Below are 18,014 nucleotides of genomic sequence, written 5' to 3' on the forward strand. Positions count from 1 at the left end.
ACGCCCGACCACGATCTGACGCGCACGAGGCAGCCGGCGAGGAGGCCGTGCGTGTCCCGACCGGTTTTTGAGCGGGTAGCTCCGAGGTGGTGTGGTCGAGGAGTCGGCGAGCCTGGGTCGACGGAGTTGGTTTTGGGCCGTCAGGTGTCCCAAAAGCAACTCCGTCAGGCCTGCGGCCGCTGATTCTCAACAAGGCTGAAGGGGGTCTCAGCGGCCGCTCACCTCCCGAAAGCGTCTTCCGGTCCGTACAAGGGACCGAAAGACGCATTGGGGACCTGCCAAGGACCGAACGACGCATTGGGGACGTGCCACGGACCGAACGACGCATTGGGGACCTGCCAAGGACCGAACGACGCATTCGGGAGGTTCGGGGTCAGCGGCAGAGGACGAGGACCACGACGGAGGCGGCGACCGAGAGGAGCAGGGCGAGCAGGCCGATCGGCATCGGGCGTTTGCGCCACGGCGTGTTGCGGTCGAGCGAGATGCGGCCCGCGCCCATGCACAGAATCGCCAGTGCGACGCCCGCCAGGAGCAGTTCGAACTCGAAGCCCTTGCCGGTGCCCTCGAAGAAGCCGCCGCGGAACTTCACGTAGACGATGTTGATGGCGACGCCGAGCAGCGCGGCCGAGGCGACCGGGGTGAACAGGCCGACGATGAGCAGCAGGCTGCCGCCGACCTCGGTCACGCCGGTGATCCACGACAGCAGTGTCGTCTGGGTGGTGTAGCCGAAGCCGCCGAGCACCTTGGCGAAGCCGTCGATGCCGGGGCCGCCGAACAGGCCGAACAGGTGCTGGAGGCCGTGCGCGCCCATGATGACGCCGAGCAGCAGGCGCAGCACCAGCAGGCCGACGTCGAGCCCGCCGTGCCAGCGGTCGGGCTCGCGCGGGGCCGCGTCCTGGACTTCGTTGAGCATGCCGCCGGACTCGTACGGTTCAGTCGTCACGGGTCGCAGGGTAGGCGATCCGCGCAGGTCCGCGCCGCATCAACGCGCTGACCGGACTCACCGGGTGTTTGTCAATTGCCGGTTCCGCCGCTGGTGGGCGCGATCTCGTACGGGACAGACTGGAGATCACGACAGCAGGGGAGAAGATCATGAACGCGAAACTCTGGGGATACGCGATCGCCGCCGCCACCACGACCGTGCTGGCCGTCGGACTGCCCGCCACGGCCTCGGCCGCGCCGGACGCGGTGGGGTCGGTCACCTTCTACGCCAACGCGGACGGGACCGGCGCGGTGAAGCACCTCACCTACGCCAGTTGTGCCGGGTCGTCGGTGACCGTGCTGCCGGTCTCCGTGGCGGCCGCCGACAACCGGCCGTCCGCCGGTTGCCAGGTCAGTGTGGTGAGTCACGGGCGGTCGTTCGTGCTGTGCGCGGGCAAGAGCGTGATCCCGGCGGCGTACCGCGACAACGCCTCCGCGGTGGTGCGGGCGGGCAGCTCACCGGCTTGCCCGCCCGTTTTTCCGTAGCGGACCCATCCGGCGGGACGGCGGCGGCGAATCACCCGAGTCAGTAAGCAGCCATCCCGCGTGGCTCGGACTTGGGCCACCGACGCAGGCGGGTAGCGAAGGGAAACGCCTGTGTTCGGCAAACGCTATGCCAGCTCGATGATCGACCGCAGCGCCGAGAACGCGCACGACCGGCGCCGGTTCCTGCGCGCGGCGGGGTTGACCGGCCTCGGCGCCGTCGGGGCCGGGGCCGCCTTCGGCCTCACCGCCTCGGCGGGCGCCACCGAGGCGCCCGAGGGCGAGATCAGTGACGCCGCCGTCCTGAACTTCGCGCTCAATCTGGAGTATCTCGAAGCCGAGTTCTATCTGCACGCCGTCACCGGCAAGGGCCTCGCCGACGCGATGACCACCGGTGTCGGCGTGCGGGGCGGGGTCACCGGCGGGCGCGCGGTGAAGTTCCAGACCAAGGCCGTGCGGCAGTTCGCCCAGGAGATCGCGGGTGACGAGAAGGCGCACGTGCTGTTCCTGCGCAGCGCGCTCGGCTCGGCCGCGGTGAGCAGGCCTGCGATCGACCTGCAGGCCAGCTTCACCGCCGCCGCGCAGGCCGCCGGGCTGGTCAAGGCGGGCCGTGCGTTCGACGCGTTCGCCTCCGAGGAGAACTTCCTGCTCGCCGCCTACCTCTTCGAGGACGTCGGCGTCACCGCGTACAAGGGCGCGGCGCCGCTGATCACCAACAAGACCTACGTCGAGGCGGCCGCGGGCATCCTGGCCGTCGAGGCGTACCACGCGGCCAACATCCGCACCGCGCTCTTCCTGCGCGACGGCTACCCCGACCTCAAGCAGGCCAGCGTCAAGATCTCGGACGCACGCGACAGTCTCGACGGCGCCACCGACCTCGACCAGGGCGTGCTCGACCACTACGGCAACGCGAACATCGTCCCGGCCGACCCCAACGGCATCGCCTTCAGCCGCTCACCCGGCCAGGTGCTCAACATCGTCTACCTGACCGACAAGGCGGCCACGTCCGGCGGCTTCTTCCCCAAGGGTGTCAACGGCGTGGTCAACGCCAGCGCCGACAGCGTCTGATCGACCGGCGGGTGACCGCGGTGTCGGCCGCGGTCACCCCGTCAGTACTCGCCGTGCACGAGGTTGTGCGGCAGTTCGCCGCCCGCGTACCGGGCGATCTCGGCCGCGACCACCGCGTAGGACCGCTTCCGCGTGCCGTGCACCGCGCCGCCGATGTGCGGGTAGACGATCGCGCCCGGCGAGGTCCACAGCGGGTGTCCCTCGGGCAGCGGCTCCGGGTCGGTCACGTCGAGCACCGCCCTGATCCGCTCCAGCTTCAGCTCCTCGACGAGCGCGTCGGTGTTCACCACCGCGCCGCGTGCCGCGTTCACCAATATCGCGCCGTCCTGCATCGCCGCGAAGAAACCGGCGTCGGCCATTCCGCGGGTACGCGACGTCAGCGGCACCATCAGCACGACCACGTCATGGAAACCCAGCAGGCCGCGCAGTTCGCTGACCGCGTGCACGCCGTCGCGGGCGGACAGGCCGACCATGGACACCTTCGTGTCGAACGGCTCGATCCGGCGCCGCAGCTGCTGGCCGAGGTCGCCCGCGCCGACGATCAGGATTCGCTTGCCCTGCAAGGTGTCCGAGGTCCGACGCTGCCAGCGGCCCGCCGCCTGGTCGGCTGTGTAGGACGGCAGCTCGCGGTACACCGAGAGCAGCGCCGCGATCACCCATTCCGCCGTGCTGCCGCCGTGCGCGCCCCGGCAGGTGGACAGCAGCACGCCGTCGGGCACCGTGCCGATCCAGTCTTCGGCGCCGGCGGACAGGAGCTGGATGAGCCGGAGATTGGGTAGCTGGTCGAACAGTTCGTCGGTCGCCCGGTGCGCGCCGGGGATGAGCACCTCGGCCTGGACGGCCTCGCGCGGGAGCGGCTGGCCCCATTTGTAGCGGACCGCGTGCACGCCGGGCAGCTCGGACAAGGCGGCGAGACCGTCGTCGTCGGGGACGAGAACCGTGACCGTCATGATCACCACGGTAGACCCATTACCTGGCGTTCACGTGAACGCGCCTACCCTCGTGATCGTGCGTATGAGGACCGTCCGGCCGTTGGCCCTGATCGCGGGCACCGGCCTGTTGCTGTCGGCGTGCGCCACCTTCGACGACACCGCGGCCCACCAGACGTACACCTCGGCGCCGTCGATCACGCCGGAGCACGCGCCCGATCCCGGCGGGCCCGGCGGCAGCGACGCCGGTCCGCCCAAGCCAGGCGCGACCTCCCGCACGCCCATCCCGCCGCCGCAGGGCTGCAAGGACTTCGACGAGGCCGTCATCGCGACCTGCCTCGACCCGGTGTCGGCGGTCGCGGGCATCCCGAGCGACGGCTCGAGCGCCAGCGCGCTCGCCGCCGAGCGCAAGACCGGGCGGATCCTGCTGGTCACCAACGGCAAGGACCCGGTCGTGCTGGCCACGGTCCCGGTCGACGCGTCCGGCGACGGCGGCTTGACCGGGCTCGCGCTGTCCCCCGCGTACGCCGAGGACCAGCTGTTCTTCGCTTACGTCACCACGCCGACCGACAACCGCGTGGTCCGCCTCGCCAAGGGTCAGGCCCCGAAGCCCGTGCTGACCGGCATCCCCAAGGGCGCCACCGGAAACCACGGCGCCCTCATGCGTGACGCGAAGGGCGGCCTGCTGGTCGCGACCGGCGACGCCGGCAACCCCGCGGCGGCCGCCGACCCGAACTCGCTCGCGGGCAAGCTCCTGCGCATCGACGTCGCCGGCCAGCCGTTCGCGGGCAACCCGACCGCGGGCTCCGCGGTGTTCGCCACCGGGCTGCACGCGCCGGGCGGGCTCTGCGCGTCGGACGACGGCGCGCGCCTGTGGGTCACCGACCGCCAGGCCGACAAGGACGTCGTCTACCGCGTCGAGGCAGGCAAGGCGCTCACCTCGCCCGCGTGGAGCTGGCCGGAGAAGCCGGGCGTCTACGGCTGCGACGACGCGGGCCGCGCGCTCAGCGTCGCCGCCACCACGGCCGCGAACATGCAGGTGCTCCCGCTGTCCCCGGAGGGCGCGGTGACCAGCGCCCCGTTCGCCTCCTACGACGGCAAGAAGGTCACCGGCTACGGCAGGCTCGGCCCGATCAGCGCGATCAACGCCGACTTCGCCGTGCTGGGCACGCTCAACAAGGAAGGCGGCACGCCGGTCTCCAGCGACGACCGGGTCGTGGTCATCAACCGCAAGAGCGGCCAGTCCTCTATGCCCGGCAAGGACTAAAGCAGCATCGCCTTGGTCACTTCGACGGTGACCATCAGGTTGCCGCGCCCCTCGCCGCCCACCTCCGGGAAGCCGAGCCCGGCGACGCGGACCTTCTTGCCAGGCTTGACGCCGCCGGGGATCCGGATCTTGCGCATCCCGTCGAAGGTGGCGAGGTCGACCACCCCGCCGGTGCGCGCGAGCTTGGGTGCGACCGTGACCGTGCAGTGCAGGTCACGCCCATGCCGCTCGAACCGCGCGTCGGGCTGCTCGACGACCTCGATATAGACGTCGGCGGCCGGTCCGCCGCCCGGCCCGGCCTCGCCCTGCTCGGAGAACCGGACCCGCATGCCGTTGGTGACGCCCCTCGGCAGCCGGTAGGTCATGGTCCGCGTGGTGTCGACCAGGCCGTCGCCGCCGCAGACGGCGCACGGGTTCCGGATCAGCGTCCCGAACCCGGCGCACTCCGTGCAGTCCACCTCACCGTCGAGCCCGTAGCCCGAACAGCGGGAACAGCGCTCCACGACCGAATCCGGGGCCGTGCCGAGCCCCTGACAGGAGCCGCAGGCGATCTTAGTGTTGATCTTGAGGGTGTCCACTTTGCCCAGTGCCAGATCCTTCAGCGCGACGTCGAGCCGGATCAGCGCGTCCGTTCCGCGCCTGGCTCTGCGCTGCGGCCACGCCGTCTTGGCCGTGGCCGTCACCGGCGGGTCCGGCTGCATCGGGATCGCGGTGTTCGCCAGGAAGACGCGGTACTCCAGATCGGCCCAGTACCGAGGGGTCTGTTTGGCGTCGGAGTCGCGTAGCCGCTCGAAGACGTGGTCGTAGAGCTCGTCGACGGCCACCCGGCCGTCACCGTCGCGGTCGGCCTCCCCGGTGCGCAGCCCGTGGATGATCGCCTCGGTGAACCGCGACGGCGCCGGTTCCAGCTCGAGGAACCGGTTCCCCTCCCACGCGTACTCGGTGCGGTTGGTGGCGGTCAGGATGGCCCGCCCGGAGCCGGCCAGCTGCTCCTTCGCGTCCACCGTGGCGGGCGCCTTCATGCCCGGCAGCGCCGCGCCGCTGAAACAGCAGTCCAGCAACAGGATGATCGACTTGGCCCGGCAGCGGTTCATCTGCTCGTGCAGGAACGCGGCCGGGATGGCCGTCGACCCCAGCAGGTCGAGTTCGGTGTCCGCCGCCGCGAGGTACAGCTCGCCGTCGTCGTTCTTCACGCCGTGGCACGAGATGTGCAGCACGAGCAGGTCGTCGGTGCTGCGCGCGCGGAAGAACTCCTCGATCGCACGGGTCGCCTTGTAAGCGGGCGCGTCGACGAGTTGCTTCGTCTCGAACCAGCCGATCGCCGGGTCACCCAGCACATCGGCCAGCTCGGCGACGTCCGCGCCCGGCGAGCGCAGCTCGGTGAGCCGCCCGCTGTCGTATTTGCCCGTCGCGATCAGGAGCGCGTCGCGGATCCCGGTCACGCGTCAGCCGTCTTTCCGCTCCACGGCCTTCAGGAACGCTTTGACTTTCGCCTCGTGCTCCTCCGGATTCCCGCCGGACAGGGTCAGTTTGTGCTTGCCGATCTCGATCACGACCGACCGCTTCTCGTACCGCGTGACCCAGGTCCGCACGACCTGGCTGACCCCGGTGACCAGCGCGGTCAGCACCGCGGAGCCGCCGAGGCTGACGATCATCGACCCGAGCTCGGTGCCCGCCCCCCTCGCGCCGTCCGGCGCGTCGGCGGCGGGCAGGCGCACGCCCTCGACGTCGAGTTCCAGCAACGCTTTCCGGAGCCGCCTGGTCTCGGTGTCGAGGTCGTCGTCACCGTCGATCCGGATGTTCAGCGTCGTCATGCGCCCCCCTCGGTCAAGTGAGGCGCAATCGTACTAGGGCGTGTCAGCTCTATGCGTCGACCTTCCGCGGACGAGGCGAGCCCGGCTTCGGCGAGCTGGATTCCCCGTGCCGCCGCGTAGAAGTCGTAGGCGTGCGGACGCCCGGCGACCACGTCACGGACGAAAACCTCCCACTGCGCCTTGAAACCGTTGTCGAATTCCGCGTTGTCGGGCACTTCGGACCATTGATCACGGAACTGTTCCGTGGCGGGCAGATCCGGGTTCCACACCGGCTTCGGCGTGACCGACCGGTGCTGCACCCGGCACTTGCGCAGGCCGGCGACGGCGCTGGCCTCGGTGCCGTCCACCTGGAACTCGACCAGCTCGTCCCGGTTGACGCGCACCGCCCACGACGAGTTGATCTGCGCGACGATCCCGTTCTCCAGCTCGAAGATCCCGTACGCCGCGTCGTCGGCCGTCGCCGGGTATTCGAGGCCCTGCTCGTCGACGCGGGTCGGGATGTGCGTGACGGCGCGCGCGGTCACCGCCTCGACCCGGCCGAAGAGGTTCTCCAGCACGTAGTTCCAGTGGCAGAACATGTCGAGCACGATGCCGCCGCCGTCTTCGGACCGGTAGTTCCAGCTCGGCCGCTGCGCGGTCTGCCAGTCGCCCTCGAACACCCAGTAGCCGAATTCCCCGCGCACGGAAAGGATCCGGCCGAAGAAACCGCCGTCGATGAGCCGCCGCAGCTTGAGCAAGCCGGGCAGGAACAGCTTGTCGTGGACGACGCCGTGCACCACGCCCGCGTCGTCGGCGAGCCGGGCGAGCGCGAGCGCGTCGGCGACCGACTCGGCGACCGGCTTCTCGGAGTAGATGTGCTTGCCCGCCGCGATGGCCGCGCGCACGGCCTTTTCCCGCGCGGAGGTGATCTGCGCGTCGAAGTAGACGGTCGCCGTGTCGTCGGCCAGCGCGTTGTCGAGATCGGTCGTCCAGCGCTCCAAACCGTGCCGCTGGGCCATTTCCTTCAGCTTGGCCTCGCTGCGCCCGACCAGGATCGGGTCGAGCTGCACGCGCCGCCCGTCGGGGAGTTCGACACCGCCCTGCTCGCGGATCGCGAGCACCGACCGGACCAGATGCTGGCGATAGCCCATCCGGCCGGTGGCGCCATTGAGAATGACCCCCAAAGTGGGCTGTGTCATGCCGGTCACCTTTCCTGTCCGCTGGTGGGGATCTCGTATTCCGCGCGACGGCCGCACATGCCGAAGCCGTCGCGCTTGGCCGGTTCGGCGACGCGGACACCCGCCTGCGCGAGATGGCCCGCGTCGCCGTTCGCCAGCGCCTTGAGGTGCTCGCCGGTCAGTTCGGCCGCCGCGAGCGCGCCGGCACGCCAGTGCGGGAACCATTGCTCGACCTTGGGCTGTGTCAACGCGACGGCCGCGCTCTGGAACGCGGTGAACGGCTCACTGTCGCCGTCCCGCAACGCGTCCCTGATCGGGAGATAGCCGCTGATCGCCAGGTCACGACGTTTGCGCGCCTGCGCTTCATCCTGGGGCGGCGCGGCGGCTTTGGCGTACTCGGCGGGGTCGGCGAGGTAGTCCGGCGGGAACGTGAACACCGCGTCGCCCGCCTCCGGCAGGCCGCTGTTCTGCATGAGCACGGTGATCCGCAGGTCGTCGCGCTGGACCATGCGATGCACGGTGCCTGGCGAGAACCAGGCGATCACGCCCGCCTCGAGTTCGGTTTCGCGGTAGCCGTCGGCGCCGAGTGTCTGCACCGCGCCACGGCCGCCGGTGACGACGTACGCCTCGGTGCACGCGAGGTGCAGATGCGGGCTGCCACCGCAGACGCCGTCGGCCGCCTCCCACTGATACGCGCTCAGGTGGGAGAGCCCGATCGCTCCTGGCAAAGGGAAAGTCATCACTGCCACCCGTGCGATCCGAGGTAGCCCTCGACGCGATCGCGGTCCCAGCCGCCGTCCGCGACGATCACCCGGTAGCGATACGAGAAGCTCTCGCCGGGCGGCAGCTCGAACTCCTCGAAGAACGCCCACGAGATCGCCACCATCGGCGTGACCTCGGACCGCACGAACCAGTGCGACTCGTGGATGGCGCCGTCGTTTTCGGGCGCGTGCGCGAAAACGAGCGTCGACTTGGCGTCGAACGCGTCGTGCTCGCCGACGAACGCGAGCCAGGGCGCCTGCTTGCCCATCAGGTCCTCGGCGCCGCCGGGGCCGAACACGTTACCGCCGTTGAAGTCACGCGGGCCGCGCCAATGCAGGCCGGTGTAGCCTGCCAGCTCGCGGCCGGCGGTGGTCGGGCTGCCGAACCTGAGCGGCTCGTCGCGGAGATTGGTGAGCTTGATGGACCAGTCGAGTGCCCAGGAACCCTCCAGCGGCTCGACCGAATGCACGACGATGTCGCGCTGCTCGCTCGCCCAGTGCCCGCCGCCGTTCTCGATCCAGGTGAGCCGTTCGCGGATGGTGAGTTTCTCGTCCTCGACGGTGAAATCCTCGAACCCGTCGTGGCGCATGCGGCCGATCTTGTCCGGCAGATCCTGGTACCAATCGCCGGGCACGTACGTCCAGCCACCCCAGAAGTTCTGGCCGGACAGATGACTCGACGTCATCTGGATGCCCTTGTGCCATCGGTGATCGGCGGGCCGGTAGCCGGAAACGGGACTGCCCTGCAACGTCCGGATCGGGTGGGCGTAAGGCTTCTGGGCCTCGTAGGCGACGGGATCCGGTTTGTACACATAGGACAGAAGCTCGACACCGAGCGCTTCGACGGTGATCTTCTCGCCATGGCGGTGGGTGACGGTGATCTTCTCGGTCACGACGGCACGCCTTCCCTGATCCGGCCGTTCATCGAGTGATGGAACGGGTCGCGGGCGGTGATCTCACCCGCGCGCACGATGGCCCCGGTGGACGCGGACTTGTACAGCGCGGCGATGAGCTCCAGCGCCTTGCGGCCGTCCGAGCCGCTGGCGGGTGGCCGTTTCCCGGCCCTGATCGCCTCGATCACGTGCGGCAGCTGGGCGGTGTGCGAACTCGGGACATCGACTTCCGGCTGCGGGAAGTCCTTGCTGTACACCCAATCCGCGTTGCGGTAGCCGTAGAGATGGGTGAGTTCGACGGTCGCTTCGGTGCAGTCGACGCGGATCCGGCTGACCTCCTGCGGCGACAGGACGCTGTTGACGACCGTGGCCAGCGCGCCATTGGCGAACCGGACGAGCGCGGTCGACACGTCCTCGGTTTCGACGTCGTGCACCAGGCGCGCGGTCATCGCGCTGACTTCCGTCCACTCGCCGAGCAGGTCGAGCAGCAGGTCCATCTGGTGGATCCCGTGGCCCATCGCGGGACCGCCGCCCTCGGTCTCCCATTTCCCCCGCCACGGGACCGCGTAGTAGCCGGTGTCGCGATACCAGGTCGTCTGGCAGTGCGCGACGAGCGGGCGGCCCAGCTCCCCCTTGGCGAGCAGCTCGCGAAAGTGTTCGGCGCCGGAGCCGAAGCGGTGCTGGAAAACAAAGGACGCGTACGGGCCACCTTCCGTTTCCGCGGCGGTAATCGCGTCGTAGCCCGCCAGCGACAGGCATGGCGGTTTCTCGCACCAGGCCCAGGCGCCGGATTCGAGCACCTCGACGGTCTGGCCGACGTGCAGCGAAGGCGGGGTGCAGATGGCGACCAGATCCGGCCGTTGCTCCGCGAGCATCCGCGAGACCTCGGTGTACGGCTCGACTCCGGCCTTCTGCGCGAACGCGCGTGCCCGGTCTTCGTCGATGTCGACGGCCGCGACGAGCTCGATGTCCGTTTTGCACGCCTGGAAAGCGGTCAAATGAACATCGGCGATCCCGCCGGTGCCGATGAGCGCGGCGCGTAAGCGCTTTCTCGCAGTCACCCCGGGCACCTCCGGTCGATCAGGATGCCCTGACGGTAACCAGAAAGCGCTTTCACACGCAAGAGAACACCGGGATAAAGCCCGCTTTACTCCGGGGAGTAAAGCGGGCTTTATCCCGGTCACGAGTCCTTGAGCGGAACCTTCTTCTTGGGCGCGCGGTACTCTTCGCGCGCCGCCCGCGTGTCCAAGATCGCCGCGGCCAGGCTCACGATCGTGCAGACCAGCGCGAGGTAGCGCCCGTACGACGGCGTGATCGCGATCCCGCCAGCCTCGAACAACGCGCGCTCTTCACTGCCGAACTGCCACCCGATCGCGTACCAGCCCGCGACCATCAGCAGCAGGTTCCCAGCGGCCGCCACCAGCCACAGCGCGGGCAGCCCGCTCACCCTGGCCTTGCGGACCTGCCCGAACAGCACGACCGCGAGGCCGGTCAGGAACAGCAGGATCGGCGGGCACCAGGCGAAGAAGTCCGACTTCCACGCGTCGCGCACGACGTCGCTCGGCGGCAGCGAGCGCAGCGCCGACTCGATCTCGGTCGACGCCGCGCTCAGCGTGGTCCACGGCAGGAAGAGCGTCCCCGCCGCGAGCAGGCCTGCGCCGAAGCCGACCCACTCGCGCCAGGAGACGCTTCCGACCTTGAACGACAACTCAGGAACCGACCCGCTCGATGATCAGCTCGCGCACCCGCTTGGCGTCGGCCTGGCCCTTGGTTGCCTTCATGACCGAGCCGACGATCGCGCCGGCGGCCGCCACCTTGCCGTCGCGGATCTTGCCCGCGATGTCCGGCTGCGCGGCCAGCGCCTCGTCGATGGCGGCGAGCAGCGCGGAGTCGTCGTTGACGACCTTGAACCCGCGCTTCTCGACGACCTCGCGCGGCGAGCCCTCGCCGTCGAGCACACCGGTCGCGACCTGCTTGGCCAGCTTGTTGGTCAGCTCGCCGGAGTTGACCAGCGCGATGATCTCGGCGACCTGCGCCGGGGTGATCGGCAGCGCGTCGAGCTCGACCTCGCGGGTGTTCGCCTCCTGCGCCAGCGTGGCGACCCACCAGGCACGCGCCTCGGCGGACGTGGCGCCCGCGTCGACCGTGGCGGCGATCAGGTCGACCGCGCCCAGGTTGAGCAGGTCACGCAGCTCGGCGTCGGACAGCTGCCACTCCTCCTGGATCCGCTTGCGGCGCACCGCGGGCATCTCCGGGAGGGTGCCGCGCAGCTCCTCGACCCATTCGCGGCTCGGCGCGATCGGGACCAGGTCGGGCTCCGGGAAGTACCGGTAGTCCTCGGCGGTCTCCTTGGTGCGGCCGGACGCGGTCGAGCCGTCGGCCTCCTGGAAGTGCCGGGTCTCCTGCTTGATGCTGCCGCCGTCGGCGAGGATCGCCGCCTGCCGCGTCATCTCGTAGCGCACCGCGCGCTCGACCGAGCGCAGCGAGTTCACGTTCTTGGTCTCGGTCCGCGTGCCGAACTCGGTCGCGTCCTTCGCCATCAGCGACACGTTCGCGTCGCAGCGCAGCGAGCCCTGGTCCATCCGGACGTCGGACACGTCGAGCGCCTTGAGCAGGTCACGCAGCGCCGAAACGTACGCGCGGGCCACCTCGGGCGCGCGCTCGCCGGTGCCCTCGATCGTCTTGGTGACGATCTCGATCAACGGCACGCCGGCGCGGTTGTAGTCGAGCAGCGAGTGCTCCGCGCCGTGGATCCGCCCGGTCGCGCCGCCGACGTGCAGCGACTTGCCGGTGTCCTCCTCCATGTGCGCGCGCTCGATCTCGACGCGCACGATCTCGCCGTCGTCGAGCGTGACGTCGAGGTAGCCGTTGAAGGCGATCGGCTCGTCGTACTGCGAGGTCTGGAAGTTCTTCGGCATGTCAGGGTAGAAGTAGTTCTTCCTGGCGAACCGGCACCACTCGGCGATCTCGCAGTTCAGCGCGAGGCCGATGCGGATGGCGCTCTCCACCGCCTTGCCGTTGACCACCGGCAGCGAGCCGGGCAGGCCGAGGCAGGTCGGGCAGGTGTGCGTGTTCGGCTCGCCGCCGAAGACGTTCTCGCAGCCGCAGAACATCTTGGTGTTCGTGGACAGCTCGACGTGCACCTCGAGCCCGAGCACCGGGTTGAAACGCTCGATCACCTCGGCGTAGTCCATCAGTTCGGCCACGGCGGTCATGCCTTTCCTCCACTTTCAATGAACCCGAGCTTGTCCAACCCGGCTATGGTCTCGTCGCGCCAGTCGCGGAAGGACGGCACACTCAGTAGTTTCGTCAAACTGACCCGCTCAGCCAGCGCTTCCAAGTGGAAATGAATGGACCGCCGCTTCTGTCTGCCCGATCGTAGTGCCTCGGCGAGCGTCCGCTTCGGGTCCGACAATCGCTCCACCTGCGGCAAGTGCGCGGCTTCGAACACCCGCGACGAGCACACAGTGCTACCGATCAGCTGGTTCACCTCATCGAGATCGGCCAGGGCCCAGCTCTCCATCTCCCTGACCGGCACCAGCTGGAGCAGCAAGGGCCTGCCACCAGGCGCAGACTCCCGCTCCCACTCGCGAAGCATCGGCTCCCAGCTCTTCTTCGCTTCACGTTCGGGTTTCGTTGTGCCGTCGTAATGGAAGAGTGCCAAATCGAAGTCAGCGGCAGGGGCACGCAGCTGCTCGCACAGAGTCTTCCAAGTATCCGGGCCACGACGGAAGACCATCGGCGTGCCAACGTCGAATCCCGGTTCACAATGAACGTTGGCGATTTCCCTCAGCACGCGATCTACCAGAACCTTGAAGAAGGTTTCGTCGGAAGAACCCTCTACCGCGATCGCGGTCTTCAGCGGCCGCACTCAGTCCTCCAGCAGCCGTTGAGCTTCGTCGCGACTGATACCAGGCAATGCCTGGCGTTCATACGGCGAAACCGTCTCGAGTTCACCCGATTCGGCGAGTACACGGGCCCTCGAGACCTGACTCGCCCCGGGCTCCTCAGGCCTGACTCGCGTGACCAGGTCCATCACCACAATGTCCACTGGATCCAACTCGAACAGCATCAGCGGCGAATGACTGGAAAGGAGCAGTTGAGCACGTGGCTCTCCGGGAAGGACCTCAGTGATCGACTCCTTCAACGCCTGCACCAACACACGTAGGCGCTGAGGAAAAATCCCGTTCTCCGGTTCTTCGAAGCACAGCAAGCCGCGATATTGCGGATCATGAATCGCCGCCAGTAGCGCAAGCACTCGAAGAGTGCCGTCCGAGGCCACGCGCGCACTGATCCGACCATCACGAGTAGTTAGGTGGACCTCCCACTGCCCAGCGGCGTTTTCAGTGACATCGACCCGCGACACACCACGTACGACGTTCACGAGGTCTACGGCGATGTCATCCAAGCCGCTACCGAACTCTCGCTTGGTGGCTCGTTCGATACGCCGGAGAACCCTGGCAAGGTTTGCGCCGGTCGATTCCAGCTGCTCACCACGCTGATCAGGCGTACTCGGCTTGCGAAGGGCGACCGGGTCAAGCTGGAGAAACCTCCACGACTCAATTTCTTTACGAGTAGCAAAAAGAGACGGAAAGTCGCCAGCGGAACCTATCGTCGATAAAACCGTCCCCTCCGCCGCATCTGCAGGAAGAAAATCCACAAAAGTATTTGTATCTTCGTCACGAAGCGCGAACAACTGGGCATCATCCGGCACTTGGTGCGTCTCCAGCAGTGGCGACCCGGGATTCAGTAAGGAAGTTGCAAATTCTCGCTCGACATACGGCATGACGAAGCCGTCTTCTTCAACAACGAGGCGAATCTCCAGCTCGTACCGAATTCGAGTGTACCGGATTTGCACCTGCTTTCCGAACTTGTCAATGACTGTAGGCTCGAGAAGCATTTCGGCTGCAAATCGCATGCGAGTGACCGAGCTGCCATCGCCAAGTCGACGAAACTGCTCCTTCAGCTCTCCTCGAGCATCGGAGAAGCCGTCCAGGACCGACGGAGCAGTCACCAACCTGCTCAGCAACCGGATGGCATCGAACAGGTTGGACTTGCCACTGGCATTCTGGCCGAGCACGACCAGGAACGGCGGCAGGTCCAACCCGAACTGATCGAACGACTTGAAGCCGTCGATCTCGATGCGCGTCAGCAACGCTGGATCACGCTCCCATATCCGGAACCTGGTGAATCAGTGAACCACCGGCGGCGTCGTTGCGCGCGACCTCGTAGGCGGCGCCGACGCGGTACAGCCTGTCGTCGGCGAGCGACGGGGCCATGATCTGCAGGCCGACCGGCAGGCCGTCCTCATCGGACAGTCCACTCGGGACGCTCATGGCGGCGTTGCCGGACAGGTTCGACGGGATGGTGCACAGGTCCGCCAGGTACATGGCCATCGGGTCGTCGACCCGCTCGCCGATCTTGAACGCCGTGGTCGGCGTCGTCGGCGACACCAGCACGTCCACCTTCTCGAACGCGGCGTCGAAGTCGCGTGAAATCAGCGTCCTGACCTTCTGCGCCGAGCCGTAGTACGCGTCGTAGTAGCCCGACGAGAGCGCGTAGGTGCCGAGTATGATCCGGCGCTTGACCTCGGGGCCGAAGCCCTTTTCCCTGGTCAGCGACATGACCTCTTCGGCGCTGTGCGTGCCGTCGTCCGACACGCGCAGGCCGTAGCGCATGGCGTCGAACCGGGCGAGGTTCGACGAGCACTCGCTCGGCGCGATCAGGTAGTACGCGGGCAGCGCGAGGGTGAACGCCGGGCAGGACACCTCGACGACCTCGGCGCCGAGCGCGCGCAGCTGCGCGACCGCGGCTTCGAAGGACCGCGTGACGCCGGGCTGGTAGCCGTCGCCGGCGAACTCCTTGACCACGCCGACGCGCACGCCCTTGAGGTCGCCCTTCATGCCCTCGCGGGCCGCGGCGACGACCGGCGGGACCGGCGCGTTGATCGAGGTCGAGTCCATCGGGTCGTACCCGCCGATGACCTCGTGCAGCAGCGCGGCGTCGAGCACCGTGCGGGCACAGGGACCGGCCTGGTCGAGCGAGGACGAGAAGGCGATGAGGCCGTAGCGCGACACGCCGCCGTAGGTCGGCTTCACGCCGACGGTGCCGGTGACGGCGCCGGGCTGGCGGATCGAGCCGCCGGTGTCGGTGCCGATGGCCAGCGGTGCCTCGAACGCCGCGAGCGACGCCGACGAGCCACCGCCCGAGCCGCCGGGGATGCGCGAGTGGTCCCACGGGTTGTGCGTCGGGCCGTACGCCGAGTTCTCGGTCGACGAGCCCATGGCGAACTCGTCCATGTTGGTCTTGCCGAGGATGACGACACCGGCCTCGCGCAGCTTGCGCGTGACGGTCGCGTCGTACGGCGGGACCCAGCCTTCGAGCGTGCGCGAACCGGCCGTGGTCGGCATGTCCGTGGTGGTCAGCACGTCCTTGAGCGCGAGCGGCACGCCGGCCAGCGGCGACGCGGGCGTCTGCGCCTCGTCGACCGCGCGGGCCGCGGCGAGCGCGCCCTCGGCGTCGACGTGCAGGAAGGCGTGCACGTGCTCGTCGATCTTGGCGATCCGGTCCAGGTGCGCCTGGGCGACCTCGACGGCCGACACCTCACGCTTCTGGACCTTCTCCGCCAGCTCGGCGGCGGTGAGTTTGATGAGATCGGTCACTGTTCCTCCCCCAGAATGCGCGGCACGCGGAACCGGCCCTCTTCCTCGGCGGGCGCTCCGGAGAGCGCCTGCTGCTGCGACAGGCTCGGCTTCACGACGTCCTCACGGAACACGTTCGTCAGCGGGACGGCGTGTGAGGTCGGCGGGATGTCCTGGTCGGCGACCTGGCCGACCTTGGCGACGGCGTCGAGGATCTGGTCGAGCTGACCTGCGAAAACGTCCAGTTCCTCGTCGGTGACGGCCAGCCTGGCCAGCTTGGCGAGATGCGCGACTTCGTCGCGGGAGATCGTGGGCACGCGGGTAACCTCTGGTGTGCGCTGTTCTCGGGCTTATCGGAAGCCACGAGTCTATGGGTCGAGCTCAAACCGTTAGTTCCCGGTGTACGGACTGAGAGCCCGTTCACCGCCACGGTCTGCCACAATCGTCGCCCGGCGAGCGCGTTCCGAGCAGCAGGCCGGAACGCCCGACAAAGTGAGAGGGGCTCGTGTTGTCGTTCCTCATCCGGGTGCAGCTGCCGGACAGCCCGGGGACACTGGGCGCGGTGGCCACCGCACTGGGCACGATCGGCGCGGACATCCTCAGCGTCGACGTGGTCGAGCGCACCGCGGGCACGGCCATCGACGACCTGGTGGTCGAGCTCCCCTCCGGCAGGCTCCCCGACGCACTCATCACGGCGGCCGAAAGCGTCGACGGCGTCGAGGTCGACGCGGTCCGCCCTTACGCGGGCGTGCTGGACACCCATCGCGAACTCGAACTCGTCGAGGAGATCGCGGCCCAGCCCAAGTCCGGCCTGCACATCCTCGCCGAGGGCGTCCCCCGCATCATCCGCGCGGGCTGGTCGCTGGTGGTCGAGCACGGCGAAGGCGGCATCCACCGCCTCGCGGCCTCGTCCGCGGCGCCCGAGGTCCCGATCACGCATCTGCCGTGGCTCCCGCTGGAGCGCGCGACGGTGCTGGACGGCGAGGAGTCCTGGGTTCCCGAGACCTGGCAGGAGCTGGGCACGGAACTCGCGGCCACCCCGCTCGGCAAGCCCGGCAAGGCGCTACTGGTCGGCCGCCCCGGCGGCCCGCTCTTCCGCGCCGCCGAAGTAGCCCGCCTCGCCCACTTCGCGGGCATCGTCTCAGTCGTCCTCGACTCCTGAAGCCGGGATAAAGCGGGCTTTACTCCCCGATGTTTAGCGGGCTTTATCCCCGGGAGTAAAGCCCGCTTTATCCCGTTTTGCTCAGCACCAGGTGCGGGCCTTGAGGATCTTGGCGGGCAGGACGGGCGCGCCGTCGACGGGCGGGGTTCCCGGGGAGGACGGGTCCGGCTGGATGCCGCCCGCCGCGATCTTGTCGAGGGTGTGCAGTCCTTCGGCGTCGACGGTGCCGAAGATCGTGTAGTTCGGGCGGAGCGCCGAGTCGCCGTAGACCACGAAGAACTGGCTGCCGTTGGTGGCCGGGCCCGCGTTGGCCATCGCGAGGACGCCTCGGGCGTAGACGCGGCGGGCGCCGGTCGGGTCCGTGGGCGCGGGCGGCAGGTCGGTCGGGAGCTCGTCCTTGTACTTGTAGCCGGGGCCGCCCTCGCCGGTGCCGGACGGGTCACCGCACTGCAAGACCTTGAGAGTCGGGTAAGCCGTCAGGCGGTGGCAGGACGTCATGTCGTAGAACCGGTGCTTCGCAAGGTGCAAGAAGCTCTGCACGGTGCACGGAGCCTGCTTGCGGTTCAGCCTCAGGCCGATGTCGCCCTGGTTGCCCTTCAGCTTGACGTCGACCGCGCCCCACGACGGCGTGTGGCGGGGGTCCGGCGGCAGCGGGACCGGGCGCGACGCGGGCTCGTCCGGCGTCTCGGTGTACTGGCACGGGCCCTTGGTGACCTTGGGTGGCGGGGTGTCGGCCGAGGCCACCCCCGTCAAGGTGAGTGTGGCGAGCACGGAGACCACGGCGACTGCGACCGTACGGAGCACGGACGTCCCTCCCAGCTTCGGCGACGAAACTCGGGAAGTATAGGGCGGTTTTTC

Annotated in this window: 19 protein-coding genes; 4 read left to right on the forward strand and 15 right to left on the reverse strand. The window is 68.7% G+C overall.

Features of this window, described 5'->3' with window-relative positions; translation table 11 throughout:
* Positions 1-373 precede the first annotated feature (373 nt).
* Positions 374-913, reverse strand: a complete 540-nt coding sequence (locus tag AB5J62_RS32610) for a DoxX family protein (RefSeq protein ID WP_370950400.1) — start codon at positions 911-913, stop codon at positions 374-376.
* Positions 914-1,092: 179 nt separating this feature from the next.
* Between AB5J62_RS32610 and AB5J62_RS32615 the strand changes: the two genes are divergently transcribed.
* Together AB5J62_RS32615 and AB5J62_RS32620 are read left to right on the forward strand one after the other, a co-directional pair.
* Positions 1,093-1,467 carry a hypothetical protein gene (locus AB5J62_RS32615; RefSeq protein ID WP_370943838.1) on the forward strand — a complete coding sequence of 125 codons (375 nt, stop codon included), beginning with the start codon at positions 1,093-1,095 and terminating at the stop codon, positions 1,465-1,467.
* A 111-nt stretch (positions 1,468-1,578) separates the two neighbouring features.
* Positions 1,579-2,532, forward strand: a complete 954-nt coding sequence (locus tag AB5J62_RS32620; protein WP_370943839.1) for a ferritin-like domain-containing protein — start codon at positions 1,579-1,581, stop codon at positions 2,530-2,532.
* A 41-nt stretch (positions 2,533-2,573) separates the two neighbouring features.
* On the opposite strand, the gene AB5J62_RS32625 is transcribed toward AB5J62_RS32620, so the two are convergent.
* Positions 2,574-3,482: a 2-hydroxyacid dehydrogenase gene (locus tag AB5J62_RS32625; protein ID WP_370943840.1), complete on the reverse strand. Its 909-nt coding sequence runs from the start codon at positions 3,480-3,482 to the stop codon at positions 2,574-2,576.
* A gap of 64 nt (positions 3,483-3,546) precedes the next feature.
* On the opposite strand from AB5J62_RS32625, the gene AB5J62_RS32630 reads away from it, so the two are divergent.
* Positions 3,547-4,728: a sorbosone dehydrogenase family protein gene (locus AB5J62_RS32630; RefSeq protein WP_370950401.1), complete on the forward strand. Its 1,182-nt coding sequence runs from the start codon at positions 3,547-3,549 to the stop codon at positions 4,726-4,728.
* Here AB5J62_RS32630 and AB5J62_RS32635 read toward each other — a convergent pair.
* The 12 genes from AB5J62_RS32635 to gatC all read right to left on the reverse strand — a co-directional run bounded on the left by AB5J62_RS32635 (position 4,725) and on the right by gatC (position 16,311).
* Entirely contained in the window at positions 4,725-6,170 is a 1,446-nt protein-coding gene (locus tag AB5J62_RS32635) for a DnaJ C-terminal domain-containing protein (RefSeq protein WP_370943841.1), read from the reverse strand. The genes AB5J62_RS32630 and AB5J62_RS32635 overlap by 4 nt on opposite strands.
* Positions 6,171-6,173: 3 nt before the next feature.
* Positions 6,174-6,542: a hypothetical protein gene (locus tag AB5J62_RS32640; protein ID WP_370943842.1), complete on the reverse strand. Its 369-nt coding sequence runs from the start codon at positions 6,540-6,542 to the stop codon at positions 6,174-6,176.
* Entirely contained in the window at positions 6,539-7,720 is a 1,182-nt protein-coding gene (locus AB5J62_RS32645) for a Gfo/Idh/MocA family protein (protein ID WP_370943843.1), read from the reverse strand. Before AB5J62_RS32645 ends, AB5J62_RS32640 begins: the two co-directional genes overlap by 4 nt.
* Before the next feature lie 5 nt (positions 7,721-7,725).
* Positions 7,726-8,439 carry a cupin gene (locus tag AB5J62_RS32650; RefSeq protein ID WP_370943844.1) on the reverse strand — a complete coding sequence of 238 codons (714 nt, stop codon included), beginning with the start codon at positions 8,437-8,439 and terminating at the stop codon, positions 7,726-7,728.
* Positions 8,439-9,353 carry a PmoA family protein gene (locus AB5J62_RS32655; RefSeq protein ID WP_370943845.1) on the reverse strand — a complete coding sequence of 305 codons (915 nt, stop codon included), beginning with the start codon at positions 9,351-9,353 and terminating at the stop codon, positions 8,439-8,441. The genes AB5J62_RS32650 and AB5J62_RS32655 overlap by 1 nt, the downstream gene beginning before the upstream one ends.
* Positions 9,350-10,414: a Gfo/Idh/MocA family protein gene (locus tag AB5J62_RS32660; protein WP_370943846.1), complete on the reverse strand. Its 1,065-nt coding sequence runs from the start codon at positions 10,412-10,414 to the stop codon at positions 9,350-9,352. Before AB5J62_RS32660 ends, AB5J62_RS32655 begins: the two co-directional genes overlap by 4 nt.
* A 119-nt stretch (positions 10,415-10,533) precedes the next feature.
* Positions 10,534-11,061, reverse strand: coding sequence for a hypothetical protein (locus tag AB5J62_RS32665; RefSeq protein ID WP_370943847.1), 528 nt, complete (start codon positions 11,059-11,061; stop codon positions 10,534-10,536).
* Position 11,062: 1 nt separating this feature from the next.
* Positions 11,063-12,568, reverse strand: a complete 1,506-nt coding sequence (gatB, locus tag AB5J62_RS32670; RefSeq protein WP_370943848.1) for an Asp-tRNA(Asn)/Glu-tRNA(Gln) amidotransferase subunit GatB — start codon at positions 12,566-12,568, stop codon at positions 11,063-11,065.
* Positions 12,565-13,224, reverse strand: coding sequence for a DUF4276 family protein (locus tag AB5J62_RS32675; protein ID WP_370943849.1), 660 nt, complete (start codon positions 13,222-13,224; stop codon positions 12,565-12,567). Before AB5J62_RS32675 ends, gatB begins: the two co-directional genes overlap by 4 nt.
* Positions 13,225-14,508, reverse strand: coding sequence for an AAA family ATPase (locus AB5J62_RS32680; RefSeq protein ID WP_370943850.1), 1,284 nt, complete (start codon positions 14,506-14,508; stop codon positions 13,225-13,227). It abuts the gene before it with no gap.
* Between the two features lie 7 nt (positions 14,509-14,515).
* Positions 14,516-16,015 (reverse strand): Asp-tRNA(Asn)/Glu-tRNA(Gln) amidotransferase subunit GatA, encoded by a 1,500-nt coding sequence (gatA, locus tag AB5J62_RS32685; RefSeq protein ID WP_370943851.1) that lies wholly within the window; start codon positions 16,013-16,015, stop codon positions 14,516-14,518.
* On the reverse strand, positions 16,012-16,311 hold the full coding sequence (gatC, locus tag AB5J62_RS32690) for an Asp-tRNA(Asn)/Glu-tRNA(Gln) amidotransferase subunit GatC (RefSeq protein ID WP_370943852.1): 300 nt from the start codon (positions 16,309-16,311) through the stop codon (positions 16,012-16,014). Before gatC ends, gatA begins: the two co-directional genes overlap by 4 nt.
* A 191-nt stretch (positions 16,312-16,502) precedes the next feature.
* Here gatC and AB5J62_RS32695 point away from each other — a divergent pair, with 191 nt between their 5' ends.
* Positions 16,503-17,156 (forward strand): amino acid-binding protein, encoded by a 654-nt coding sequence (locus AB5J62_RS32695; protein WP_370943853.1) that lies wholly within the window; start codon positions 16,503-16,505, stop codon positions 17,154-17,156.
* An 81-nt stretch (positions 17,157-17,237) separates the two neighbouring features.
* Here the strand turns inward: AB5J62_RS32695 and AB5J62_RS32700 are convergent, their stop codons facing one another.
* Positions 17,238-17,960, reverse strand: a complete 723-nt coding sequence (locus AB5J62_RS32700; protein ID WP_370943854.1) for a peptidylprolyl isomerase — start codon at positions 17,958-17,960, stop codon at positions 17,238-17,240.
* Between the last annotated feature and the right edge of the window lie 54 nt (positions 17,961-18,014).

The sequence above is a fragment of the Amycolatopsis sp. cg5 genome, assembly GCF_041346955.1.
Lineage (GTDB): Bacteria > Actinomycetota > Actinomycetes > Mycobacteriales > Pseudonocardiaceae > Amycolatopsis.